The organism is Collimonas sp. GW821-FHT02H07 (assembly GCF_059421505.1).
On the sequence record NZ_JBWKVC010000001.1, the window covers coordinates 431,534 to 456,189 of the forward strand.

Sequence of the window (24,656 nt, forward strand, 5' to 3'; positions counted from 1 at the left end):
ATTCCTCGTCTAATAGAGACTGGCCTGCACCCGCGCCGGCAGCTCGCGGTCGTAGGCGTCGGCGTCAAAACCGCCGCTGCTGAGGCGCTTGAGCATGGCGCCGGGACTAGGGAAGCCGGCGGGTTCGACTTGCTGTCCGGGATCCCACAGCTTCGAGCGCACCAGCGCCTTTGAGCAATGGAAGTAGACCGCCTCTATCTTGACGATGATCACCGTGCGCGGCAGCTTGCCGTCGATGGCGAATTTTTCCAGCATCGCCGGTTCGGCGGAGATTTCGGCGCGGCCGTTGACGCGCAAGGTTTCGCCGATGCCCGGTACGATAAACAGCAGTCCGACCCGGGCATCCCTGAGGATATTGCGCAAGGTGTCGATGCGGTTGTTGCCCGGACGATCAGGAATCGCCAGTGTGCGTTCATCCAGGATCTGGACGAAGCCGGGCAGGTCTCCCTTGGGCGAGCAATCCATGCCTTCCGGTCCGGAAGAGGCAAACACGACGAATGGCGAAGCGTTGACGAAAGCCTGGTAATCCTGGTTCAGGTGGTCGATTTCCTTCCACAATGAACGCTCGTGAGGCTTGCCGTAAATTTGTTCCAGTTGCGCGATATCGGTCAGCATTGCTGTCCTCCGATGTTGGATTTGCAGCAATTTTACCGGGAAACCCCGCCGCCCGCCGCTGGCCGGGAAGCGATTGCATGCGCTCCCCGGCCGGGCGATGGACACCAGGCGGAGCTCGCAAGTACACTATCTTGATTTCTGGCGATTTGGCGCCCGACAGCGTCCTGTGCAAGGAGAATCGTAGGCTCGGGCAAAACGGCGTAGGCTGGCAATGCAAAGGCAAGGGGATACCATGCGTCGTTTGGCGGCAATACTTCTATCAAACCTGACTGCGAGCCTGGCGCTGGCAGCACCGGCGCCGCCAGCGGGAGAGGCTGAGCAGCAGGCGCGGCTCGACCAGGACATTCCGCAGCTGCTGGAGCAGAATGCGATTCCCAGCGTTTCCATTGCTCAGATCAGAGGCGGCGCGGTGGTGCTGATCGCCGCCTATGGCGAGCAGGGCGACGGTCTGCCTGCCACGCCTGCCACGCTGTACAACGCGGCCTCGCTGACCAAGCCGCTGACCGCTGAAATCATCTTGCGGCTGGCCTCGAAAGGCGAAATTTCGCTGGACGAGCCGATGGACCGCTACTGGCTGGATCCAGACATCGCCGCCGACCCGCGCCACGCTTTGCTGACGCCGCGCCTGGCGCTCAGCCATCGCACCGGTTTTCCCAACTGGCGCGACAGCAAGGAGGGATTGAAGATCCTGCGCGAACCCGGCCTCAAGTGGGGCTATTCCGGCGAAGGCTATCAATATCTCGCGCATTTTGCCGAAAACAAGACCGGCCAGGATTTCGAAAGCCTGGCGCAGGCTTATCTGTTCAAGCCGATGGCCATGACCGAGACCGCCTATAGCGGCCGGGACTGGTTCAAGGGCCGCATCGCGGTCCCCGCCAACGCCGCCGGCAAGGCCTTGCAGCCGCAGCTTGCCAGCCGTTTCAATGCGGCCGACCTGCTGTACACCACCGCCTATGATTACGGCTTGTTCATGGCCGGCGTGCTGGCCGATCAGGGCCTGAGCTCGGCCATCGCGCGCGAGCGGAGCAAAATCCAGGTCAGCATGATGGATGAAATGTGCCAGGGCAAGCTGGCCGAGAACTGTCCGCCCAATGCCGGCTTTGGACTGGGCTGGCAGATACTGGCATTCAAGGATGAAACGCTGCTGATGCATACCGGGAAGGACGAGGGCGTGTTCACCTTTGCCTATCTGAACCGGACCAGCCGCGACGGCGCGGTCATCCTGACCAATAGCGACAACGGCTACAAGATCGTGCTGCCGGTGCTGGAACGTCTCGACAGCAGTCCCGCTTTCCTGCGCTACCTGCGTGGACAGATACAATAAACGCCACCGCGGCAGAAACTGCGGTATCCCAGGAATTCATGACCGCCAATCGTCAAGGAGTTTTCCGGACGGCTTATACGGTCTTCTCATGCCATGCGACCGGCATGGCGCCGCCGGTGGTGCTCTCGTCACAGGCGGTCGCCGGGACGATTTTTAAAACAACTCGGCCGAGGCGTTCGCCTGCGCGCTGATCCAGGCGCAGGCATCTTGCACATGCGGGTCGCCCTCCCTGGTTTCCGGATACACCAGATAGAAGGCGTAGGTATTGAGCACAGGACCGAACGGTTGCTGCAGGAGGCCGCCGCGCAATTCCGGCTCGATCAGCGAGGTGCTCAGCAACGCCACGCCTTGCCCCGCGATGGCTGCCGAGATGGCGTGGCTTTCGTCGGAAAACACCATGCCGGCGCGGCTGTCCAGTTTGTCGAAGCCGGCGTGGCGAGCCCATGCGCGCCAGGTCGACGGTTTGCGCAGCGTGTTTTGCCATTCGCAATGAATCAGGGTTTGCTTGAGCAGATCCGCAGGTTTCCTTACTTTCAGTCGCGGGCTGCAGACCGGCGCGATGCGGTCGTCGAAAAGTTTTCTGGCGACCAGTCCGGGCCAATTTCCCAGGCCGTAGCGGATGGCGATGTCTGCCGTATGGCCGTCCAGCGGCGAAATTTCCACCGAAGTGTGAATCCGCAGATCCTGTCTGGGATAGGCAGCGCGAAAGACGCCCAGCCTGGGCAGCAGCCAGCGTGCGGCAAATGCCGGGGTGGTCGAGATGGTGAGCGCTCGCGGCCTCTCGCGCTCCTGGATGCGGCTGATGACAGCGGCGAACGCATCGAAGCCGTCGCGCAATGCGGCATACAGCTCGGCGCCGGCGGCAGTCAGATGCAGTTGCCGCGGCTGGCGCTGGAACAGCGCGATGCCGAGCGCATCTTCCAGGCGCCGGACTTGGTGGCTTACTGCCGTCGGCGTTACCGAGAGTTCGGCCGCCGCGGACTTAAGGCTCACATGCCGCGCTGCTGCTTCGAACGCTTTCAGGGCTGCCAGCGGCGGCAGGCGGCGCGCTTTCGAATTATCCATATAGATGAGTTTTATTTTCTGGTTTTCGGTAAAAATTGTCGTTTGTCTGGATCGGTAGCGGGATTTACAGTGGTTCCTGAAATTGGTGCATGAGATTAATTCACATTGATGGAGGATAGCTGAAAATGACCACCTTATTGCATCTGGACGCCAGCGCGCGCAGCGGGCGCTCCGACCAGCAACAGCACGGTTCGCACACGCGCCGGCTGTCGCACCGCTTCGTCGAGCAGTGGCTGCGGCAGCGCCCCGGCGACCGGGTCGTGGTGCGCGATGTCGGCCTGCATCCGCCGTCGCCGGTGAGCGGCGCCTGGATACATGCTGCGTTTACCGCACCGGCGGCGCGCGAGCCGTGGATGGCCGAGGTGCTGGCCGAAAGCGATGGCTTGATCGATGAAATACTGGCCGCCGATATCCTGCTGCTCGGCGTGCCGATGTATAACTTCAACGTGCCGGCGCAATTCAAGTCCTGGATCGACAATATCGTCAGGGTAGGGCGTACCTTCGGCTTCGACCGCAAGCGCGAGGGCGAGCCTTACTGGCCGATGCTGAAAGATGCAGGCAAGCTTGCGGTAGTGCTTTCGTCCAGGGGCGATCATGGCTACGCTGCCGGGCAAAGAATGGCGTCCATGAACCATGTCGAGCCGCGCATTCGCAGCGCGCTTGGCTACATTGGTATCGAGCGCCTGCATAGCATCGCGATCGAATACGACGAGTTCGGCGATGCGCGCCTGGATGAATCGATTGCAGCGGCAGAAGCAGAAGTCAGTGCTTTGGTGAGCAGTTTGAGCGCCGGCTTGCGCTAGCGTCGCCGGCTCAGCTCAGTCAATATGGTTGCCTTGGGGTAAGTATGTCGGGTAGGATTTGCTCTCTACGTCAAGGAATTCAGATGCCATCCACCAAAGCTCGACCCTCTGCCAATCTTCGCCGCTTCGTCTTTGCGCTTGCCTGCTTTTCAGCCACGGCTTTTGCCGAGCCGGCGCAGACCGCGGCGCCGGCCTGCCTTACCGGAGCCTACCGCTCGCCGGCGGGAGAAATCGTCACCCTGACCCAGCGTCCGGGATTTCCGCAGACACTGCTGGCGACCAGTTTCAATGGCCGCAGCGGCGTTTTTGAGGCGGCCGAAGAGGGTGTTTTGAACGCAGCGCCGGTTGCCGATAATCCATCCAGGCTGGCTGGGCGTTTGACTTATGCAGGATGCCAGGCCGCTTCGGTCAGCTTGCAGTTTGCCGGTGCTGACGCGCAACAGTGGTCGCGCTTGCCGCTGCGGATTACGCGGACCCGTTTCATGTCCGGCGCCGTGCCGCTGAACGGCGAATTGATCGAGCCGATCGAGCCGATGGCCGACGGCGACAAGCCGCCGCTGTTCGTGCTGGTGCACGGCTCCGAATCGACCGCCGCGGTCGATTCCAGCAACCACGCATTCCTGATGGCGAGCCAAGGCGTCGCCTCATTCGTGTTCGACAAGCGCGGCACCGGCGCCTCGGGAGGTGTTTATACCCAGGATTTCGAGCTGTTGGCCGATGACGTTGCCGCCGCGGTAGGGGAGGCGCGCAGGCTGAGCGCAGGCCGTGTCGGCCGCATCGGTCTCGCCGGCTTCAGCCAGGGCGGCTGGGTCGCGCCGCTGGCGGCGGTCAAGGCGCAGGTGGATTTCCTGGTGGTCGGGTATGGCGTGATCGGCACGCCGATCGAGCAGGACCAGTGGCAGGTGGATTACCAGTTGCGCCAGCTCGGTTATGGCGAAGATGTGATCGGCAAGGCGCGTACGCTGACTGCGCTGGCCGGCAAAGTCGCGGCATCGGATTTTCAGCGCGGCATGCCGCAGCTGCTGCGGGCCAGGGATAAATACGCGAGCGAGCCCTGGCTGGCGAAAATCGACGGCCAGTACAGCGGCGAACTGCTGCGCGGCGAGGTGGAGCGGGCGCGCAGCGAAAGTCCGCAAGTGATCTGGCATTACGATGCGCTGGCGGTGCTGCGGCAGCTGGCCATTCCGCAACTGTGGGTGTTTGCGCAAGATGATTCGGTGGCGCCCAGTGCGCCGACCATCGCCCGCCTGGAAACCTTGCGCGGCAGCGGCAAGGATATCGAGATTGCGGTTTTCCCGCAGTCGGATCACGGCATCCGTTCCTTTTCCGTGATGCCTGACGGCAGCCGTAAATACCTCGCTTACGCAGCAGGTTACGACCAGCTCTTGGCCAACTGGATGGGGCAGAAGCCTTTGCCGCCGGAGGCGCAGGACAGGATGCTGGCGCGGCCGGCCAGGCCGTGATTTTTTGCTGGCCTCAATGCGCGCGGCCGTCGTCGTTGATGACGCCGATCGCGCCGAGGATCAGGCTTTGAATTTATTCTTGAGTGCGTCCAGCTTCGAACTGGAGGGCGCACTGCTGCTGCTGTCGCCGTGCCAGTCTTCCTGTTCATCCTCGACGAATTCTTCCGCCAGGTTTTTCCAGCCTTTGCTCGCGGCGAAGGCATTGAATTCTTCCGGCGCTTCCAGCACGATCAACTTGTCGTCCTGCAGGCCAAGGTCGCCGTGGCCGAAGTCGGGGCCGACGTAGCCGATCTGGCGCAGCCGTGCGAGGATCTGGCTTATCAGCCGGGTATCCTCGAACAGGCGCTCCTTGCCGATCGCCGCGGCAAAATCGACGTAGACGTCGATAATTCCATAGCCTTCGTCGAAGATGCGGATTGCTTGGATGTCATGCTTGCGGCCGGCCGCGTCGGTGACGCTGAACGGGCCGCTGAGTTGGATGTCGGTTTCGCTGTTCATAGCCGGCAGGATACACCAAATGCCGGCGGATGAGACGACCTTAAAAGGTGACGGTAGCGACCACGGTATCGGTAAACGTGGTGGCCAGGCCGGACTGTCCGGACGGCACGCGCGCATACACGGTCAGCGGCGTCGCCGTGCCGGTGGCGGTGGTGCTGGCCGGCGCGGTGCCCGCAGTATTGCCCCAGGTGGTGGTGCGGCCGGAATCCGAGAACAGCGCATAGTTGAGATAGGTCGGCGAGCCGCCGCCGCTGGACAGGCGGCGCAGCGGGACGCTGTCGGTGGAGCCGGTGTTGGCGTTGGCGCCTTGTCCCAGCGTGATCACGGGCGTGGCGCCCGGCGTGCAAGTGGTGGTGACGCTGGCGGTGACGTCCTGGTTGGTGGTGGCGTTGACCACGACCGGATCGTAGGTGGTGGTGAAGCCGGTGGTGGAGATGATGCAGTCGTTGCCGATGGTGACGGTGTTGGTCATGGTGGCCGTCGCGGTTCCGGCGCAGGCGCTGCCTGCCGCGATCATGCCTGCGAGGGCGGTAATGATCAAAATGCCATGTTGCATAGACTTTTGCATGACGAATCTCCCGATTGCCACTTCTTGTTATTCAAGTCCGCTTCCCTGCCGATGCTTATATCTATAGCACAAAAATTTCCTCATGGAAATGCTATTTTGTTGGTGATTGCCAGTAGTCGTTGGTCATCGCTGGCGGCACGAGGCGCATCGGCAGGCAGCTTGCGCGGCAAATTGCGCAAGCTGCCGCATCGGACTTATAAGGTTGGCAATGTCAAAGTCGATTGCTTAGCCGGGTTGAATTCAAAGCGCACGCCGAAACGCTCGCCCGGATTCACTGGCGAGGCGTACAGGCTGTCGGCAGTGTCCAGCACCACGCCGATATGATGGCCGGCTGGCACGTCATAGGCGGTGGCCGAGAATTCGATAGGGAAATCAACGGTCTGGCCAGGCGTTGCCCAGTGCAGAGTAGTGGCGCCATGGGTAATCAGGATGCCGGTGCCGATGGCGTCGACGTCATACAGATAGGCGACCACCTGCGCCCGCGCCTGCGAAGGCGTGACGCGCAAATTCAGTTTCGGAATCCCTCTGATCTTTTGCGTCGCCGGCAAGGCTGGCGCTTCGTAGCGCACGCCGGCCGCCAGGCTGACCGTCAACAGCGAATTGATTACTGGCAGATTCACGGTTTCGCCCAGGGTCGAGAGAATCGGGATCAGCCCGCTGGTGGCAGTGGTGTCAAAGAAGTTCTGGATCAGGTCGGAATCGGCGGCCTTGTTGGCGGCGGCGGAGATGGTCCCCTTGTCGCCCTTGCCGCAGAAGCAGCTGAGATCGAAGCGCACCGGGCCGCGCGGGCCGAGGTAGTAAGTCTGGTTGGTCAGCTCCGGCGCCGGCCAGTTGGAAAACGATTCGCGACGGTCGGTGAACTTGATTTGCATGGTCACCTTGGGTTCGGTATCGACGCCGTTCTGCTCGCCTTTCAGCCAGCGGTTGAACCAGCGGTGCGCCTGGTCGTAAGGATAGTTGGGGGCGCCCAGCAAGGCGCCGGTCAATTCCGCGGAGGCATGGATGCCGGCGTTGAGCAATATCTTCTTCGGTCCGGTGAGCGCGGAGAACATCGCCAGCGATGAATTCGGCGTGAACATGTCGTCCTGGTAGTTCTTGCTCAGGAATACCGGCGCATTGCGCTTGTTGATGGCGGCGACGTAGCTCGATGGCGAGCGCGGCTTGGCCCAGGCCGTGATGCCGGCGATGGTCGCCGCGCTGCTGTTCGGATCAAGCAGGGCAAGTATGTTCTGGTTCACCTCGGGCGCCGGGCGGCCGGTGACGCTGCCGGCCAGGCCGAGCACGGCGGCCCAGGTCAGGTTGGGCGAACCGGCGGTGTACAGCTGGTCGGCCAGGGTGGCCCAGCCGGACAGCGCCACGGCGGTCTTGAAGCGCGCGTCCTGCCCGAGCGCGATCAGCGACAGGCCGGCGCCATAGGATATGCCGCTGGCGGCGACGTTGTTGATGTCGATTGGCGCATTGGCTTGCAGCCAGTCCAGCACCGAGGAGACATCGCGCACGTCTTCCGGCGCGGCGACGTCTACCTGGCCGCCGGACAGGTAGAAGCCGCGCGCGGTATAGCTCGCCACCACATAGCCGTCCTGCGCCAGTTTTTGCTGCTGGCCGATGTATTCGACACGGCCGGGCGCGGCCCAGCTGGCGATCATGACGATCGCAGGGAATTTCTGGTCGCTGCTGCTACGTTTCGGCAGGAACAGGTTGGCGGCCAGCTTGGTGCCGTCGAAGCTGGTGACGGTCATGGCGGGAATCCAGCAGGTGCCGTCTATCGGCGAGACGATGCCGGGCGACTGCATGGGGCTGGAATAGCTGGCCGCTTCAGCCGCGGTGGCGCTGCGGCACAGTTCGGCGTTGGCGGCTGCCGATGCCAGGCTCAAGCCCAGCGTCAGGGCAATGCCGGGCAAAGATAAGAAAGACGGAATGCGCATGCGACGTTCTCCTAAACATTATTGATTGTTTTGTGCCAAAGTAAGCATGGGTTCAGCATGCTTGCTGGCGCGGGAAACCATGTTGCCGGGATGATGATTGCTGCATTAATTGAAACTGCGGACTGCGGATTGCGGAACAGCGGATGGTAGTGATCGGTCAGTCTTTGGCTGGGCGCCTGCAAGTGCACGTGGGTTGCCGCCAATCTGACTGACGAACTGATTTATAAGTGAACGATCGTTCTTTTATTCTGGATTCATTAACCCACGCATCGCGTTGCAGCATCAATAAAAATTTTAGACGCCGTTGCCTAACTATCGATGTGCACTATGGACTGGGAAAATTAACAGGGAGGTGCTGTGTTAAAACAGGTCGATGCGGGTGTTCTCAATGTTACCTATGACGATGGCGGCGACGCCGCCGGTCTCCCGGTTTTTCTGCTGCACGGCTTTCCCTACGATATCCATGCCTACGACGAAGTGATTGCGCTGCTGGCAGCGCAGGGTTGCCGCGTGATTACTCCCTATCTGCGCGGTTACGGACCGACGCGCTTCTTGTCGGCGGACACGCCGCGCTCTGGCCAGCAGGCGGCGCTTGCTCATGACTTGCTGGCGCTGATGGATGCGCTGGCGATTCCACAGGCGCTGCTGGCCGGCTACGACTGGGGCGGCCGCGCCGCCTGCATCGTTGCCGCCTTGTGGCCGCAGCGCGTGCGCGGCCTGGTGTCGGCCGGCGGCTATAACATCCAGGATATTGCCGGCGCCGCCAGGCCGCAGTCGCCGGAAAATGAATTGCGCTACTGGTATCAGTACTATTTCCACGGCGAGCGCGGCCGCGCCGGGCTGGCGCAGAATCGCTACGAATTCTGCAAATTGCTGTGGCGGTTGTGGTCGCCCAACTGGCAGTTTGATGACGAGGCTTACCGGCGCAGCGCCGCCGCTTTCGACAATCCCGATTTTGTCGAAGTGGTGATTCATTCCTATCGCCACCGTTTCGGACTGGCGCCGGGCGATCCTGCGGTCGAGAGCACGGAGCTGCTGCTGGCCGCGCAGCCTGGGATAGGCGTGCCGACTATCGCACTGGACGGCGGCGGCGACGGCGTCAGCCTGAGCGGCGGGTCGGAGCAGCACACGCGTTTTTTCAGCGGCCCGTATCAGCGCAGGGTGATCCCTGTAGCGGGGCACAATCTGCCTCAGGAGGCGCCTCATGATTTCGCCGCAGCCATATTGGCGCTCCGCTGATTGCTGCAGAAAAGACGACTGAAAGGACTGAACCATGCTGCGTCTGGTATTGCTGCTGCTAGGTGTCGATTATCTGCGCGAGCGTTGGCGCGGGCTGAGGATCATCGGCTGGATCTGGACCATCGCGGGCGTCGCGATTTTTATCGACGCGCTGGACGATGCGCTGTATTTTCCGATCAGCTTCTTTGCCTATTTCCTGCTGGCGGAAGGCGCGGCCACCTTGGCGGTGGCATGGACCGGGGTGGCGGGTCAGCGCATCCTGCGCAACATCAAGGGTCTGTCGTTTATCGCTGCGGCGTTGCTGATCCTGGCCGGCCACCATCACGGCAATTTCATCTTGTCGATGATCTTCGGCACCTTGTTCCTGGCCGATGGCCTGCTGCAATCCATCTCGGCGTCGGTGGTGCGCTATCCGCGCTGGCGGCTGGCGTTCGCCGGTGGCATCCTGGAATGCGCGATTGCGATCTTTTTCTACCAGCCCTATCCGACCCATTACGTCGGCACGGTGCCTTATTGCATCGGGCTCGGGCTGGCTTTCGGCGGCTGGCACATGCTGCTGCTGGCATACCGCGTGCGGCGTCTGCCGGCTGGCGCCACGGTGGCCTCGGTGCTGGAGAATGTTGCCGCCCGCGCACCCCAGCCCGATGCTGCTGGCACGGCCGCCGTTTTTGAATGGGACGGTCCGCCTGCCGCTGGCGAGAAGGCATTGACGGTGCACGTTTGGACGCCGGTCGGTTCATCGAAAATGCCGGCGCAGCGCCTGCCTGTGATCGACCGCTATATTGCCGCGGTCGATTCCGCCGGCGTGATATCGACCGGCCACGCAGCGCTTGAAACGCCAGAAGGCATCTACATCAGCTTGTATCCCGGAGTGGAAATCGACCGCTCGCCGGATGAATTCGGCCGGCTGCTGCGCGCCACGCACGAAAACGATGTGGCCGGCGTGTTCCAGCCCGATTACCGGACGGAGTCGCGCGCCTGGTGCGAGTCTACCGTTCAGGTCAGGATCCGCAACTATAGTCCCGAACGGCTGCGTGTTTTCTGGGAGCGCTACCGGCGCGATAATACCTACAACCTGACCTACCGCAATTGTTCGAGTTCGGTGGCGCGCGCGCTGGAAGCGGCGCTGGAGGGAGCGGTATGCCGGGCGCGCGGGAACGACCGCAGCTGGGCGGCTTTCGTGCGCCTGTTCCTGACGCCGGAGCTGTGGGTCGCGGGACAAATCCGCAAGCGTGCAAAAACCATGGCCTGGACTCCCGGCCTGGCGCTCGATTATGCGCGTGCGATGAGCATGCTGGCGGACCCGAGGCCGTTTGGCTGGCTGAAAATGGCGCGGCTGGCCATGCGCACCATGTCGCGCTCTCGCCGGCAATGGCGGCAGGAGCGCAGAGAGGCGGTGCAGGCGGCGCGGTCCGGAGATGAAAAGATCATGCCGTAGCCGATGTAGCCTCTATTTTCCCCAGCAGCCACTGCAGGCCGGCCAGATGCTGCTGGTCGTGGCTGCACAGATAATGCACCAGGCTGCGCAGCGTCAGAGCGCCGTAGCCTTCGAACTCTGCCTGGCGATCGAATTGCTCCGGCGCCAGGCTGGCGATGAGAGCGACGGTCTTGGCGCGGGCGGCGCGGAACGACGTGAAGACTTCCATCGGATCGGCGCTGGCGTAATTGCGTTCGCTGGCAAGGAGGTCGCTGTCGATGGATGGCAGCAGCGGATTGTGTTCATCGAGGGTGTGCCGGAAACGCAGATGATAGCCGTCGATCTCGATATCGCGCACGTGGCAGATCTGTTCGATGGCGCTGAACGGCTCGCTCGGCACGCCTTCCCAAGAGGCCGGTTTCCAGTGCGCGCAGGCGCTCGGGATGGCGGCGTAATGCTGTTCCAGCTGCAGCGGAAAGGCCGCCAGGGTGTTCAGGGTGATCGGGTTCATGGCAGAGTGGTCGGATGGGTTGATTGCAATCAGGCAATTATATGGCAGGCCGCACAATCCGTTGCGCCGCCTGCCGATTGTCTGCGCCCATCCGCATGCGCGTGTGCGCGCCGGCCGTTTTTCAGGGCGCCTTCTTTCTATCGCCCAAAAACGTCGACAGCAAGTCCATCGGCAACGGGAACACCACCGTGGTGTTCTTGTCGGCGCCGATCACCGTCAGCGTTTCCAGGTAGCGCAACAGGATGGCCTGCGGCTCCTGCGCCAGCACGTGGGCGGCCTGGTAGAGTTTTTCCGATGCTTGCAGCTCGCCTTCCGCATGGATCACCTTGGCGCGCCGTTCGCGTTCCGCTTCGGCCTGCCTGGCGATGGCGCGTATCATCGATTCGGTCAGGTCGACCTGCTTGATTTCGACGTTGGAAACCTTGATGCCCCAGGAGTCGGTTTGGGCGTCGAGCGCTTGCTGGATATCCAGGTTGAGCCTTTCCCGTTCCGCCAGCATGTCGTCTAGCTGGTGCTTGCCCAGCACCGAGCGCAGCATGGTCTGCGACAGCTGGCTGGTGGCGTTGAAGAAATTGGCGACTTCCACGATCGCTTTGCGCGGATCGATCACGCGGAAATAGACCACGGCGTTGACTCTGACGGAGACGTTGTCGCGCGAGATGACATCCTGCGTCGGCACTTCCAGCACTACGGTGCGCAGATCGACTCTGACCAGTTGCTGGATCGCCGGAATCAGCAACACCAGCCCCGGCCCCCTGACGCCGGAAAAACGTCCCAGGGTGAAGACGACGCCGCGTTCATATTCGCGGAAGATGTAAATCGATGCGTTCAGCAGGATGATCGCCACGAAAATCAATGCGACCATTCCGAACCAGGCGAAATTCCAGGGCATTTTGTGCCTCCTTCCTTGTCGAGGATGAGCTGGCGTGTTTTGCCGAAGCGGTGGTTAGCCGGAGTGGGCGAACATCGAGCAGGTCATTCAACCAGTATAGGCGACCGCACGGCACATATACATCTCCGCTGGTATCGGGGTATGCTAAATTGCTGTTTCTTATTGAAAATTTCATAAAATGCGACAAAACCATGACCTGGTTTTCGTCGCGCCTGATACATGCAGCTAACTGGGGTCGGAGTGCATGCCGCAGTATGAGAAAAAATCCGGTCAACACGCTCCATCTCTCTCCGACTCCGACCCCAGATGACTCTTCCTGCGTAGCGCCATGCTTGTCAAAGACGACGATTTTGCCTCCAGGCGAAACCGGGTCCGCCATTATTGCGGACTCTTTACCTATGACGCATTCGCAAGTGCATCTGAATCACGTCATCGTCCATGTCGACGAGCCCGACCAGATCGGCTATCGCGCAATCGGCGTTCTTGATTTAATCTAAATCAAATTAGCAATAAGCAGGAGAAAACAGTTCATGCACCTATCCCACGCCACTCCCATCATCCGCATCTTTTCGGAAGCCAAGGCCAAAGAGTTTTATCTCGACTTCCCCGGCTTCACGCTGGAATGGGAGCACCGCTTCGAGGAAAATTTTCCGCTGTATGCCCAGATAAAGCGCGGTGACCTGACCATTCATCTGAGCGAGCATCATGGCGATGCGACGCCGGGCTCGACCATGTTTGTGCCGGTGCGCGATATCGATGCCTTGCAGCGCGAGCTGCTGGCCAGGAATTACGCGTATGCAAAACCAGGCGTCGAAGATTTGCCTTGGGGGCGCAACATGGAGGTCGCGGATCCGTTCGGCAACCGCATCCGCTTTTGCGAGCTGTCAAAGCAGTAAGCCGATCTGCGTCAGGCCGGCCGTTGCCTGAACCAGCCGGCAAGCGAGATGCGCTCGCGGGTCGCCGGCAGTACTTCGTGCAGCATGTCGGCGGACAGGAACAGCACCAGCCGGCGGCCCAGCGGGGCAATGTCTGCGCTGGCCTGTCCGGCCGGATGCAGGCGCAGGGCGCCGCCTTGTTCCGGCAGCCAGTCTTGGTTCAGGTAGATGACCACCGAGACGGTGCGGCTGTCGTCGTCGCGGAAGCGGTCCAGATGAGGCTGGTAGGACGCGCCTGGCGCGTAACAGGCGAAGTGGCTTTCGTACTCGTCCAGTCCCAGGAATAGGGTGCGGTTCAGCATCACGCGCAAGGTTTCCATGATCAGCAGATAGCGGTCGCATGCCGGCGATTGTCCGGCCTTGAGCCAAAGAATCCGGTCGCCGCGGATATCGCTGCGTACCGCTTGCGCCTCGCCGCGGCCGACGGCGGCACGATGCAGGGCGCCGTCAAGCGCCAGCGCGCGGCATTCCGCGGCCAGTTCCAGGGTCAGGTCTGCCGGCAGGAAAATGTTTTGCTGCGACCAGCCATGCTCTGTCAGGTTGTCGGTCATGTGCAGCTGCAGCGCTTTGCTGAAGCACTCGGGGGATTCTGAAAACATCGTCGCAACTCTTCCTGGAAACGTGCATTCGCTGCGAATCGTCAATATCCCAGAAACGTTGTTTCAACGATGCCGCCATGCATGCAGCAAGTCCGCGGACCCGGGATGCATGGCTGGCAGACCAGTGTAACACTTGCGCCCGGCGAACGTCAGGCAGAGGGGGAGGGATCGGGTTCAGGTCTCGCTCCATTGCCGCATCAGGTTGTGGTAGCAGCCGATCAGGCTGCGCCGCGCGGTTTCGTCGGCATTGGTCTGGTTGAGTTTCTGGATGGCGTTGTCCATTTCGAACAGCATGCTGCGCTGGCCGTCGTCGCGCACCAGGCTTTGCACCCAGAAAAAACAGGCGGTACGCATTCCGCGCGTGATCGGCGTGACCTGGTGCAGGCTGGTGGCGGGGTATAGCACCATGTCGCCGGCCTGCAGCTTGACGGCATGCGTGCCGTAAGTGTCGTCGATCTGCAGTTCGCCGCCGTCATAGGACTCGGGATCGGACAGGAACAGCGTGGCGGAGATGTCGGTGCGCAGCTTGCGGCCGCTATGCGGATCGATGCGCACGCTGCCGTCGACGTGGGCGCCGAAAGTCATGCCCTCGCCGTAGCGGTTGAACATCGGCGGATAGACGGTATTGGGCAGCGCCGCGCTGATGAAGCGCGGGTGGCGCTCCAATGCCGCCAGGATGATCTGCTGGCATTGCCGCGCCACTTCAGAACGTTCATCGATCTGCTGGTTGAACTTGACTGCCGCTCCCTGGTAGCCGGCGGTGACGCGGCCGTCCATCCACGCCGCGCCGGCGTGGTCCAGCAATTGGCGCACAGCTTCCAGCTGCTGTGCATCTAGTACCTTGGGAATGGCAATCAGCATGAACGTTTCTCTATTTTTCTAATTACATACGATAGTTGAGCGACAGCATGGCGGTACGGCCCGTGCCCGGCACCGAGCGGCCGCCGTCGGACTGGATCAACGCATCGTAATACATCTTGTTGGTCAGGTTGAACAGATTCAGACGGATATCGTACTTCGGTTGCGTATATGCCACCGTTGCATCCCAGCGCGTATAGCCGCCGGCCTGCACCGTGTTGGTCGGGTTGGCGTAGCGCGCCGACATATAGCTGGCGCCGCCGCCGACTTCCCAGTGCGGCGCGACCTTGTAGGTGGTCCAGCTGGTCAGCGTATTCTTGGGCGTGTTGACCGGAATCTTGCCCAGCGTGCCGTCGAGGCCGGACGACTGGATCACCTTGGCGTCCAGGTAGGTGTAGCCGAGCGCGACCTGCCAGTCCTTGGTGATGTGGCCGATGGCGCCGGCGCGCGCGCCGTTGACCCTGACCGTGCCGTCCAGCACATAGACGCCGGTGCTGACCAGGCTGCGCGCATTTTCCTTCTTGATCTGGAAGATGGCCGAGTTGAGCGACAGTTTGCCATTGAGCAGATCCCATTTGCCGCCCAGTTCGTAGGAGCGGTTCTTTTCCGGATCGAGGTTTTGCTGGCCGGTGGTGCCGGTCAGCTGTTCCAGCGACGGGTTGAACGAGGTGCCGTAGGACAGGTAGTAAGACTGTTCGCTGCTTGGCTGCCAGATGCCGCCCAGGCGCACGCTGGTGAAGTTGACGGTCTGCTGGGCCGCGGCGAGCGTGGTGTTCTTGGCGGCGGCCGGTGCATTGGTCGAGTTCAGCGAGTTGGTGATGCTGGCGATGTAGCGGTCGAAGCGCAGGCCGCCGACCAGCTTGAACTGATCGGTGAGCGTCGCGGTGTCGTTGAGGTAGGCGGCGACCGTGTTGGCCGAGCCGCCGGCGCGGTTGCCGGCCTGGCTGACGACATTGCTGCCGGCCGTGCTGTAGCTCGGATTGAGCAATGGCACGCAGTCGTTGTAGCCGGCGACCGTTGAAGGCGCATTCAAGGCCACGCCGTTGCAGCTGCCGTTGCGGTAGTAACCCTGGTTGTCATAGCCGTCATGGCCGACTTCAAAGCCTGCCAGCAGCTCATGCCTGACGCTGCCGGTGCTGAGTTTGGCCGACAGTTCGGTCTGGTTGAAAATCGAATAGTCGCGGATGTCGCGGTCATGGCTCTGGCCGCGCACATACAGGCTGCTCAACGGCAGCGAGCTGATTGCCGAAGTCGGCAATGGCGTGAAGCCGGCGGCGGACACCGTGCCGATGGTGTTCGGCGCGGTCTCTACCGCGCTGGTGCGCACATAGTTGAACTGGGTCTGGTTGCGCAGCACGACGTCGGGGGTGATCTTGTGGCGGATGGTGGTGTTGAGCGACGCCACGTCCTGGTTGGTGTGGTCGCTGTTGAGGCCGTAGGCGGTATCGCGGCCGACATTGGCCGGATGGCCGTTGAGCGGCGGCAGGCCGTAGTCGGGCATGTCGTGGTTGTGCTGGATCAGGGCCGACAGGGTGATTTCAGTCGGCGTGCCGATGCCGAACACATAGGAGCCGGCCAGGCCGAAATCCTGCACATCGGTCTGGTCGCGCGTAGTGGCCTTGCCGCTTTGCGCCATGGCCGACAGGCGCAATGCCGAAGTGTCCGACAACGGGTGGTTGTAGTCCGCGGTAGTGCGCACCAGGCCGTTGGTGGTGGCCGACGCCGAGACTTCGGTCGAGGCATGCAGGTTGGCCTTCTTGGTGACCTGGTTGATCACGCCGCCGGTGGAGCCGCGCCCGAACAGCATCGACGACGGCCCCATCAGCACTTCGACTTCATCGATGGCGAAAGTGTCGCGATAATACTGGCCGCGGTCGCGGAAGCCGTCCAGATAGATGTCGGTGCGCGCCGAAAAGCCGTTCAGGTTGATATTGTTGCCGATCTGGCCGCCTTCCGCGCCGCCCAGCGTGATGCCGGCGACGTTGCGCAGTGCATCGGCCAGCGAGCTCGCGCCTTGCGATTGCATCAGCGCCTTGTTGACGACGACGACCGATTGCGGCACGTCATGCAGGTCGGCCGGCAATTTGGCGAGGGAAGTGCCGTTGGCGTTGAAATCGCCGCGGCTGCCTTCCACCACGACTTCCTGCAGCACAGCAGGGCTGGCGTTTGTTTTCGGGCTTGGGGCTTGTTGCGCTTGCGCGGACAGGGGGGCGGCGAACACTGCGACCAGGGCAGCGGCAATCGGGTTGAGGCGGTTCATTTTTATCGTCAGCAAAAGGTTTGGCGGGCCGGCTTGCGCGGCGCGCGGAATTTTTGGCTGGCTAGTACGGCGGATGATCTCGTTTGGCTGGCTGATGGTGTTGCATGTAAATGAGAGTGATTTTGTAATCGATTCTTATTTACCGTTAATTCGCGTTGCAATTATAGATGAGAATTCTGTTGCGTCTATAGTTGGGAATTGTGAAATCGCGCAAAAAAACAACAGCTTGTCAAACTGCTCATTGCTGTCTTTCCGCGGATCGCCGGCGGCGGGGTCTAGGGCCTGTTAACATTTGATTTGGGAGATGCGTTCCCACCAAAACGTGTGCTGGCAAGGCGCGTGGCGTAGCTGGGGCTGGTGCCCCAGCAAGCCATGCAACGCGGTCAGCGCACGTTTTGGCTGGAACCCTCCGGGAACGGCTGCAGGCGTCACATGCCGTCGTTACGACTCCTTGCCGCGCAGTTGGCAAATAAGCCGCTACGTCGCGTCGTCGCGCCTAGGCCTGTAACGCCTGCCGCGCGTTCGCACTCCCAAATCAAATGTTAACAGGCCCTAGCGTTCGTCCAGCAGGAAATTGCGTGAAGACTGCGGCAACTGTCCGCCGGCGGCGCCGGTTTCATCTTTTAACCGGATGCCGGAGAGCTGCCGCTGGCGCGCTTGCGTCAGCAGGTAATGCAGCTTGAACGCCGCTTCTTCATACGACAGGCCGGCGGGCCGCACATTGGAAATGCAATTGCGGCTTTCATCGGTCAGGCCGATGCGCGGCGCCCAGGTCAGGTACAGCCCCATGCTGTCGGGCGAACTCAGGCCAGGGCGTTCTCCGATCAGGATCACCACCAGCCTGGCGCCGAATATTTCGCCGACTTCATCGCCCACCGCGACCCGTCCCTGGCGCACGATGGCGATCGGCGCCAGCGCCCAGTTCTCAGGCGCCAGGCGCTTCATCAGCGCCTCCAGGAAAGGCTGGGCATTCTGTTCGATGGCCAGCGCCGACAAGCCATCGGCAATCACGATGGCGAGGTCGTAGCTGGCCGCCGCCGGCGCATGGCTTTGCCGCAGTTCCTGCAAGACAGTGCGCGAGGCGGCGTCCAGCCGCCGTCCGAGGTCTGGGCGCTGCAGGTAGGTGTCGCGGTTTCCCGCCGCGCTCGATACGGTGACGCAGCGCGTGTTGCCGGCAAAGGACTCGCTCAGACGGCTGCTCAGCGCCTTGGCGTCCAGCGCCAGGTGCACTGCGTCGCGCGCCTGCGCATGCGCCAGCTGGAACGCCAGCTGGGCTGAGGTCGGCAGGCTGACGCCGCTGCGTCCGAGCGCAATGCGGGCGGCGGTAAACTGCCGCAATGCTTGCCACGGATTGTTGACGACGGTGGGGTTCGGTTTAGTCATGCAGGCAGCCTCAGGATAGGCGCAGCAGCGCTTGTTTGAATATCGATGGCAAGGCCGTACCCAGCTTGACCTGCTCGCCTTCGCTGAAGATCTGCATGTTCTTCAGCCAGGCCTCGAATTCCGGCGCCGGCTTCGATCCCAGCAAGCGTCGCACGTACAAGGCATCGTGGAAGGAGGTGGTCTGGTAGTTGAGCATGATGTCGTCCGAGCCCGGAATCCCCATGACGAAGGTGCAGCCGGCGGCGCCGAGCAGGGTCAGCAGCACGTCCATGTCGTTCTGGTCGGCCTCGGCGTGGTTGGTGTAGCAGACATCACAGCCCATCGGCAGGCCCAGCAGCTTGGCGCAGAAATGATCTTCCAGGCCGGCGCGGATGATCTGCTTGCCGTCGTACAGATACTCGGGGCCGATAAAGCCGACCACCGAATTCACCAGCAGCGGCTGGAACTTGCGCGCCACCGCATAGGCCCGCGCTTCGCAGGTCTGCTGATCGATGCCATGGTGAGCATTGGCCGACAGCGCGCTGCCCTGGCCGGTTTCGAAATACATGACGTTGTCGCCGACCGTGCCGCGCTGCAGCGACAAAGCCGCTTCACGCGCTTCCGCCAGCAGCGCCAGGTCGATGCCGAAGCTGAGGTTGGCGGCCTCGGTGCCGGCAATCGACTGGAACACCAGGTCCACCGGCGCGCCGCGGTTGATGGCTTCAATGGTGTTGGTGACGTGGGTCAGCACGCAGGACTGGGTCGGAATCTGGTAGCGCTGGATGATGTCGTCGAGCATGCTGACGATCTTGATCACTTGCGGCACGTTGTCGGTGGCCGGATTGATGCCGATCACCGCATCTCCGCTGCCGTATAAAAGGCCATCGAGGATGCTGGCGGCGATGCCGCTGGCGTCGTCGGTCGGATGGTTGGGCTGCAGGCGGGTGGAGAAGCTGCCGGCCAGGCCGATGGTGTTGCGGAAGCGGGTCACTACCCGGCATTTCTTGGCGACCAGGATCAGGTCCTGCACCCGCATGATCTTGGATACGGCGGCCGCCATTTCTGGCGTGATGCCGGGCGCCACGGCAGTCAGCATCTGTTCGTCAACCGCATCGCTCAGCAGCCAGTTGCGAAAATCGCCCACGGTCAAATGGCTGACGCGGGCAAAGGCGGCGGCGTCGTGATCGTCGACGATCAGGCGGCTGATTTCATCCTGTTCGTAAGGGATCAGCAAATTGCTGAGGAAGGTGGCCAGCGGCACGGCGGCCAGGGTCATCTGCGCCGCCACCCGTTCTTCCGCGCTGGCGGCGGCTAGGCCCGCCAGGCAGTCGCCGGAGCGCAGCGGCGTGGCCTTGGCCATCAGGTCCTTGAGGTCGCGGAAAATATAGCTTCTGGTTCCGACCATATGGCTGAACGGATGCTTGCTGTTGCCCACTGATGCGGTCCTCCATGCAGTTTGTCGGATTGGCTTACGCCACAGCGCTGGGTTCCAGTGTACGACTATTCTTGGTCATCAGGAACACCACATAGCCGCAGGCCAGGAAGGCCGCGAACACGCCGAAGATCAGCAGGTTGTAATAAATCATGGTGGCCATGCAGACGCAGGCGCCAGCCAGTGCGAACGCGGGCAGCCACGGATACAGCGGCGCGCGGAACGGCCGCAGCATGTCGGGCGCGCTGCGGCGCAGGCGGAACAGAGCCAGCATGCTGATGATGTACATGGTGATGGCGCCGAACACCGACATGGTGACGATGTTGGCGGTCAGGGTCTGGCCGCCGAGCGTGATCAGTTCATCGCTGTAGATGGCGGCGATGCCGATCGCGCCGCCGGCCAGGATCGCCCGGTGCGGCGTGTTGAAGCGCGCATGGATCTTGGCGAAATAGCCGGGCAGGTAGCCATCCCGCGCCAGCGCGAATATCTGCCGCGAATAGCCGAGGATGATGCCGTGGAAGGAGGCGATCAGGCCGAACAGGCCCAGCCACACCAGCATGTGCAGCCAGCCGCTGTGTTCGCCGACGATCAGTTTCATGGCTTGCGGCAGCGGATCGTTGATGTTGGCCAGCTTGGTCCAGTCGCCGGCGCCGCCGGCAAACACCATGACGCCGATCGCCAGCAGCACCAGCGTGATGATGCCGGTGATGTAGGCGATCGGGATGGAGCGCTGCGGATTCTTGGCTTCCTCGGCCGCCATTGCCACTCCTTCGATAGCCAGGAAAAACCAGATGGCGAAGGGAATGGCCGCAAACATGCCGGGAATCGAGGCCAGGCTGAAATGGTCCTGGCCGGACCAGCCGCCCTTGGCGAAATGCGCAATCGAAAAGCCCGGCGAGACCACGCCCATGAACACCAGCAGCTCGAAAATCGCCAGCAAAGTCACGCACAGTTCAAACGTGGCGGCGATCTGCACGCCGACGATATTGAGCGTCATGAACACCAGGTAGGCGCCGACTGCAGCGGTTTTGGGATCGAGCGAGGGAAACTGTACATTCAGATAGGCGCCGATCGCCAGTGCAATCGCCGGCGGCGCAAACACGAATTCGATCAGGGTGGCGGCGCCGGCGATATAGCCGCCCAGCGGCCCGAAGGCTTTCTTGCTGTAGGCGAAAGGGCCGCCGGCATGCGGGATCGAGGTAGTCAATTCCGTGAAGCTGAAGATGAAGGCGGTGTACATGGCGGCGATGAACAGCGCCGTCACGGTAAAGCCCAGGGTGCCGGCCGAGGCCCAGCCATAGCTCCAGCCGAAGTACTCGCCCGATATGACCAGGCCGACCGCAATGCCCCACAACTGTATCGTGCCCAGGGTTTGTTTCAGGGCTGGGGCGCCGGTATTTGCATTCATGATTCTTCTCCACGAAATGGTTTCAGCTGCACGAAAATACAAAGAAAAATCTATTGCCCGATTGCGGCGCGCCGCCGCGCCGCCTTGGTTCGCCGGCGCAATAAAGCGGTGCAAGAAAGCGGTGCAATGGCGCGAGCAAGTTTCCACTAGTCCGATCTTGAATGCTGAAAAGCAAAATGCGTGCCCTTGTGGTGCACAATGCGTCGGCGGCTGCTCGCAAAGCAAGTCGTCAAGATGGCATGAAACTGATTCCAGGAAAACGCTCTACGCGAAAGATTGGTAAATTACTGAAATATGTGGGAGGGTATGGGCAGACGCCGCAATAGACTGTGCTCCATGCGACCGAATTTCAGCGCATGACGACATGCGACAGATAACCATCTTCAGGAACTATTCATGCAAAACAAGATAATCACGCTGGCCCTGCAGGGCGGCGGTTCGCACGGTGCGTTTACCTGGGGCGCGCTGGACCGCCTGCTGGAAGAACCGCGCATCGATATCGAAGGCATCAGCGGCGCCAGCGCCGGCGCCATGAATGCCGTGGTGATGAGCTACGGCCTGGCGACCGGCGGGCGCGACGGCGCACGCCAGGCGCTGGCCGATTTCTGGGACAGCGTCAGCACCCGCGACCTGTACAGCTTCATGCGGCCGGACGCCTTGAGCGAAGCGGGCATTGCCTCGCAGGCGACGTCCTCGGCGCTGCTCAAGCATATGTTTTCGGTGACCCGCATGTTCTCGCCTTACCAGCTCAATCCCTTCGACCTGAATCCCTTGCGCGACATCCTTGAAAAGCAGGTCGATTTCGAACGCCTGCGGGTAGAGGGCAAGATCAAGCTGTTCATCGCCGCCACCCAGGTCAGCACCGGCCGCTTGCGCATCTTCCGCAATGAGGACCTGACGCAAGACGCCTTGCTGGCTTCGGCCTGCCTGCCGTCGATGCACCATGCGGTCGAGATCGACGGCGAAGCCTACTGGGATGGCGGCCTGACCGCCAATCCTCCGATTTTCCCCCTGCTGCACCTGTGCGCCTCGCCGGATGTGCTGGCGGTGCTGCTGCATCCGTTCCGGCGGCCGCTGACCCCGACCAGCACCGAAGAGATCGGCCAGCGCCTGAGCGAAATCAGTTTCAGTTCGACTTTTTTCACCGAGCTGGGCGGGCTGGCGCTGGCCAAGCGCGAAACCGAGGCCGATCCCGACGCACGCGGAAAAATGCATGACCGCCTGATGGAACTGCAGATTCACGTGATCGATTCCGATGCCCTGATGAGCCAGCTGAGCGTGGCCAGCAAGCTCAACACCAAAGCGTCCTTCATCCATGCCTTGCGCGATGCCGGACGGACGCGTGCGGAGCACTGGCTGCGGGAAGAATTTTCCGGCGGCGAGCTGAAGTCCAACTTTGATCTCGGCCAGTTCCTGGCATAGCACGCATCTACATCTAACTACGCAAACTCTACAAGTCCCATGCCGATGAAATTATCCCGCTCAGAATTCATTCCCTTGCGCGGCTTGCGCTATCACGTGCGCCACTGGGGCCGCGCCGGCGCCCCGAAAATCTTCATGATGCACGGCTGGATGGATGTCTCCGCCTCGTTCCAGTTCGTGGTGGACTGCCTGCAGCGCGACTGGCATGTGATCGCCCCGGACTGGCGCGGCTTCGGCTTGACCGAGGGGCCGCCGGTGGACAGCTACTGGTTTCCCGATTACCTGGCCGACCTCGACGCCATCCTGCAGCACTATGCGGCGGATGAAGCGGTCAACCTGCTCGGCCACAGCATGGGCGGCTACGCCGTCGGCTTGTATGCGGGCACGCGGCCGCGGCGGATCAAGGCACTGATCAACCTGGAAGGTTTCGGCGGCGCCCATTTGGCGGCTGACCTGGCGCCGACACGTTACGCCAAATGGCTGGATCAGCTGATCGAATCGGCGTCCCTGCAAAGTTATCCGGACCTGGCGGCGGTGGCAGCTCGCCTGCAGAAAACCAATCCGCGCCTGAGCGACAGCCGGGCGGCCTTCCTGGCGCAGCACTGGGCACGCCAGAACGATCTCGGCCGCTGGGAAATCCTGGCCGATCCGGCGCACAAGATCATCAATCCGGTATTGCCGCGGGTCGAGGAAATGCTGGCCTGCTGGCGCAGCACAACGGCGCCGGTGCTGTGCGTGGAAGCCGCGGAAACCAATATGTGGCAATGGATGGGCGGCCAGGAAACCATGCGCGAGGAAGTCGACCGCCGCATCGCCAGCCTGCCGCATGCCAGGATGGCGTTCATTGCCGAAGCCGGCCATATGCTGCATCACGACCAGCCGCAGGCGCTGGCGCAACTGATCGAGGAATTCCTGCAGGAGCAGGGCGCAGCTTGAGGATGCGCTGCAGCGGGGGAAATGTGCGCTTGCAGCATATGCCGCCCAAGAGGCGTACAATCCTGATATGAGGCTGCTGCCAGGCGGCGAGCCGGCTTTTCACCGTACTTCCCCCTGTAGGACTAATGATGTTGAATGTTGATCTCCATTGCCACTCCAATGTTTCCGACGGTACGCTGACGCCGATGGCGGTGGCGGGGCGCGCCAAGGCGAATGGAGTGGACATGTGGGCGCTGACCGATCACGACGAAATCGACGGTATCGCCGAAGCCCGGGCGGCTGCGGCGGCGCTGGACCTGCCGTATGTCGCCGGCGTGGAAATTTCGATTACCTGGGCGAACCACACCATTCATATCGTCGGCTTGCAAATCGACGAAACCAATCCGCAGCTGGTGCAGGGCCTGGCGACCACCCGCGGCGGCCGCGAGCGGCGCGCGCATGAAATGGCGGCGCAGCTGGCAACGGTGGGCATTCCCGACGCTTTCGAAGGCGCCTTGAAGCATGTCGGCAATCCCGACCTGATCTCGCGCACCCATTTCGCCCGCTACCTGGTGGAGATCGGCCGTTGCGCCGACACCAGCGAAGTATTCCGCAATTACCTCACCGAAGGCAATCCGGGCTATGTGCCGCACCGCTGGGCCTCGCTGGCGCAATCGGTGCAATGGATACGCGACGCCGGCGGCATCGCCGTGGTGGCGCATCCGGGGCGCTACAAGCTGAGCGACCTGGCCTTTGACGCTTTCTTCAGCGAATTCAAGCAGCTGGGCGGCGCCGCGATCGAAGTCATGACCGGCAGCCACACGCCGGATCAATATGACTATTACGCCAAGGTTGCCGCCAGGTACGGTTTCCTGGCTTCGCGCGGTTCCGATTTCCACAGCCCTGCCGAATCGCGGGTCGACCTCGGCGCCTTGCCGCCTTTGCCTGATAGCGTTACCCCGGTCTGGCATAACTGGTGACAAATTGCCAGCTGGTCGCTGACCGGCCTGGCTGCTGCGTCGCAGCATAGTTACTGCCTTTGCATGTCTATGATTCTGTACTACTCTGAAAGAGAACCCGGCGCGGCGTCTGCGCGGCGGGCCGGCGCCGCTGCTATTGTTGCGGTGGCGTAGCTGCTTGTCATC

At 62.0% G+C, this 24,656-nt stretch carries 23 protein-coding genes; 10 read left to right on the forward strand and 13 right to left on the reverse strand.

Annotated elements, in window-relative coordinates; all coding sequences use genetic code 11:
- Positions 1–9: 9 nt before the first annotated feature.
- Positions 10–615: a pyridoxamine 5'-phosphate oxidase family protein gene (locus AC07V8_RS01790; protein ID WP_494676921.1), complete on the reverse strand. Its 606-nt coding sequence runs from the start codon at positions 613–615 to the stop codon at positions 10–12.
- Between the two features lie 232 nt (positions 616–847).
- Between AC07V8_RS01790 and AC07V8_RS01795 the strand changes: the two genes are divergently transcribed.
- Positions 848–1,939: a serine hydrolase domain-containing protein gene (locus AC07V8_RS01795; RefSeq protein ID WP_494676920.1), complete on the forward strand. Its 1,092-nt coding sequence runs from the start codon at positions 848–850 to the stop codon at positions 1,937–1,939.
- A gap of 153 nt (positions 1,940–2,092) precedes the next feature.
- Here the strand turns inward: AC07V8_RS01795 and gcvA are convergent, their stop codons facing one another.
- Positions 2,093–3,004, reverse strand: a complete 912-nt coding sequence (gcvA, locus tag AC07V8_RS01800; protein WP_494676919.1) for a transcriptional regulator GcvA — start codon at positions 3,002–3,004, stop codon at positions 2,093–2,095.
- Positions 3,005–3,129: 125 nt separating this feature from the next.
- On the opposite strand from gcvA, the gene AC07V8_RS01805 reads away from it, so the two are divergent.
- Positions 3,130–3,807 (forward strand): FMN-dependent NADH-azoreductase, encoded by a 678-nt coding sequence (locus AC07V8_RS01805; RefSeq protein ID WP_494676918.1) that lies wholly within the window; start codon positions 3,130–3,132, stop codon positions 3,805–3,807.
- Positions 3,808–3,890: 83 nt separating this feature from the next.
- Complete coding sequence (locus AC07V8_RS01810; protein WP_494676917.1) at positions 3,891–5,270, forward strand: alpha/beta hydrolase family protein; 1,380 nt, start codon at positions 3,891–3,893, stop codon at positions 5,268–5,270.
- A 60-nt stretch (positions 5,271–5,330) separates the two neighbouring features.
- On the opposite strand, the gene AC07V8_RS01815 is transcribed toward AC07V8_RS01810, so the two are convergent.
- The 3 genes from AC07V8_RS01815 to AC07V8_RS01825 form a co-directional block, all read right to left on the reverse strand.
- Entirely contained in the window at positions 5,331–5,768 is a 438-nt protein-coding gene (locus AC07V8_RS01815) for a hypothetical protein (RefSeq protein ID WP_494676916.1), read from the reverse strand.
- Positions 5,769–5,808: 40 nt separating this feature from the next.
- On the reverse strand, positions 5,809–6,336 hold the full coding sequence (locus AC07V8_RS01820) for a Csu type fimbrial protein (protein ID WP_494676915.1): 528 nt from the start codon (positions 6,334–6,336) through the stop codon (positions 5,809–5,811).
- Positions 6,337–6,530: 194 nt separating this feature from the next.
- Positions 6,531–8,261, reverse strand: coding sequence for a CocE/NonD family hydrolase (locus tag AC07V8_RS01825; RefSeq protein ID WP_494676914.1), 1,731 nt, complete (start codon positions 8,259–8,261; stop codon positions 6,531–6,533).
- A gap of 357 nt (positions 8,262–8,618) precedes the next feature.
- Here AC07V8_RS01825 and AC07V8_RS01830 point away from each other — a divergent pair, with 357 nt between their 5' ends.
- Both AC07V8_RS01830 and AC07V8_RS01835 read left to right on the forward strand, forming a co-directional pair.
- Complete coding sequence (locus AC07V8_RS01830; protein ID WP_494676913.1) at positions 8,619–9,500, forward strand: alpha/beta fold hydrolase; 882 nt, start codon at positions 8,619–8,621, stop codon at positions 9,498–9,500.
- A gap of 34 nt (positions 9,501–9,534) precedes the next feature.
- A complete protein-coding gene (locus tag AC07V8_RS01835; protein ID WP_494676912.1) occupies positions 9,535–10,938 on the forward strand; it encodes an HdeD family acid-resistance protein in 1,404 nt (467 codons plus the stop codon).
- Here AC07V8_RS01835 and AC07V8_RS01840 read toward each other — a convergent pair.
- Together AC07V8_RS01840 and AC07V8_RS01845 are read right to left on the reverse strand one after the other, a co-directional pair.
- Positions 10,928–11,428 (reverse strand): DinB family protein, encoded by a 501-nt coding sequence (locus AC07V8_RS01840; RefSeq protein WP_494676911.1) that lies wholly within the window; start codon positions 11,426–11,428, stop codon positions 10,928–10,930. The two genes, AC07V8_RS01835 and AC07V8_RS01840, sit on opposite strands and share 11 nt — an antisense overlap.
- A gap of 121 nt (positions 11,429–11,549) precedes the next feature.
- Complete coding sequence (locus AC07V8_RS01845; RefSeq protein WP_494677231.1) at positions 11,550–12,293, reverse strand: slipin family protein; 744 nt, start codon at positions 12,291–12,293, stop codon at positions 11,550–11,552.
- A gap of 557 nt (positions 12,294–12,850) precedes the next feature.
- Here AC07V8_RS01845 and AC07V8_RS01850 point away from each other — a divergent pair.
- Positions 12,851–13,216, forward strand: coding sequence for a glyoxalase superfamily protein (locus AC07V8_RS01850; RefSeq protein ID WP_494676910.1), 366 nt, complete (start codon positions 12,851–12,853; stop codon positions 13,214–13,216).
- 11 nt (positions 13,217–13,227) lie between these two features.
- Here the strand turns inward: AC07V8_RS01850 and AC07V8_RS01855 are convergent, their stop codons facing one another.
- From AC07V8_RS01855 to eat, 6 genes are all read right to left on the reverse strand, one after another.
- Positions 13,228–13,854 carry a 2OG-Fe(II) oxygenase gene (locus tag AC07V8_RS01855; RefSeq protein WP_494676909.1) on the reverse strand — a complete coding sequence of 209 codons (627 nt, stop codon included), beginning with the start codon at positions 13,852–13,854 and terminating at the stop codon, positions 13,228–13,230.
- Between the two features lie 174 nt (positions 13,855–14,028).
- Complete coding sequence (locus AC07V8_RS01860) at positions 14,029–14,715, reverse strand: Fe2+-dependent dioxygenase (protein ID WP_494676908.1); 687 nt, start codon at positions 14,713–14,715, stop codon at positions 14,029–14,031.
- Between the two features lie 22 nt (positions 14,716–14,737).
- Positions 14,738–16,972 carry a TonB-dependent receptor gene (locus AC07V8_RS01865; protein WP_494676907.1) on the reverse strand — a complete coding sequence of 745 codons (2,235 nt, stop codon included), beginning with the start codon at positions 16,970–16,972 and terminating at the stop codon, positions 14,738–14,740.
- 552 nt (positions 16,973–17,524) lie between these two features.
- Entirely contained in the window at positions 17,525–18,355 is an 831-nt protein-coding gene (eutC, locus tag AC07V8_RS01870) for an ethanolamine ammonia-lyase subunit EutC (RefSeq protein WP_494676906.1), read from the reverse strand.
- Positions 18,356–18,365: 10 nt separating this feature from the next.
- Positions 18,366–19,739 carry an ethanolamine ammonia-lyase subunit EutB gene (locus AC07V8_RS01875; protein ID WP_494677230.1) on the reverse strand — a complete coding sequence of 458 codons (1,374 nt, stop codon included), beginning with the start codon at positions 19,737–19,739 and terminating at the stop codon, positions 18,366–18,368.
- 64 nt (positions 19,740–19,803) lie between these two features.
- On the reverse strand, positions 19,804–21,174 hold the full coding sequence (eat, locus tag AC07V8_RS01880; RefSeq protein ID WP_494676905.1) for an ethanolamine permease: 1,371 nt from the start codon (positions 21,172–21,174) through the stop codon (positions 19,804–19,806).
- Here eat and AC07V8_RS01885 point away from each other — a divergent pair.
- The 4 genes from AC07V8_RS01885 to AC07V8_RS01900 all read left to right on the forward strand — a co-directional run bounded on the left by AC07V8_RS01885 (position 21,173) and on the right by AC07V8_RS01900 (position 24,491).
- Positions 21,173–21,457 carry a hypothetical protein gene (locus AC07V8_RS01885; protein WP_494676904.1) on the forward strand — a complete coding sequence of 95 codons (285 nt, stop codon included), beginning with the start codon at positions 21,173–21,175 and terminating at the stop codon, positions 21,455–21,457. The genes eat and AC07V8_RS01885 overlap by 2 nt on opposite strands.
- A gap of 113 nt (positions 21,458–21,570) precedes the next feature.
- Positions 21,571–22,596, forward strand: a complete 1,026-nt coding sequence (locus AC07V8_RS01890; RefSeq protein WP_494676903.1) for a patatin-like phospholipase family protein — start codon at positions 21,571–21,573, stop codon at positions 22,594–22,596.
- Between the two features lie 45 nt (positions 22,597–22,641).
- Positions 22,642–23,532, forward strand: coding sequence for an alpha/beta fold hydrolase (locus AC07V8_RS01895; RefSeq protein ID WP_494676902.1), 891 nt, complete (start codon positions 22,642–22,644; stop codon positions 23,530–23,532).
- A 128-nt stretch (positions 23,533–23,660) separates the two neighbouring features.
- Positions 23,661–24,491: a 3',5'-nucleoside bisphosphate phosphatase gene (locus AC07V8_RS01900; RefSeq protein ID WP_494677229.1), complete on the forward strand. Its 831-nt coding sequence runs from the start codon at positions 23,661–23,663 to the stop codon at positions 24,489–24,491.
- The last annotated feature ends 165 nt before the right edge of the window (positions 24,492–24,656 follow it).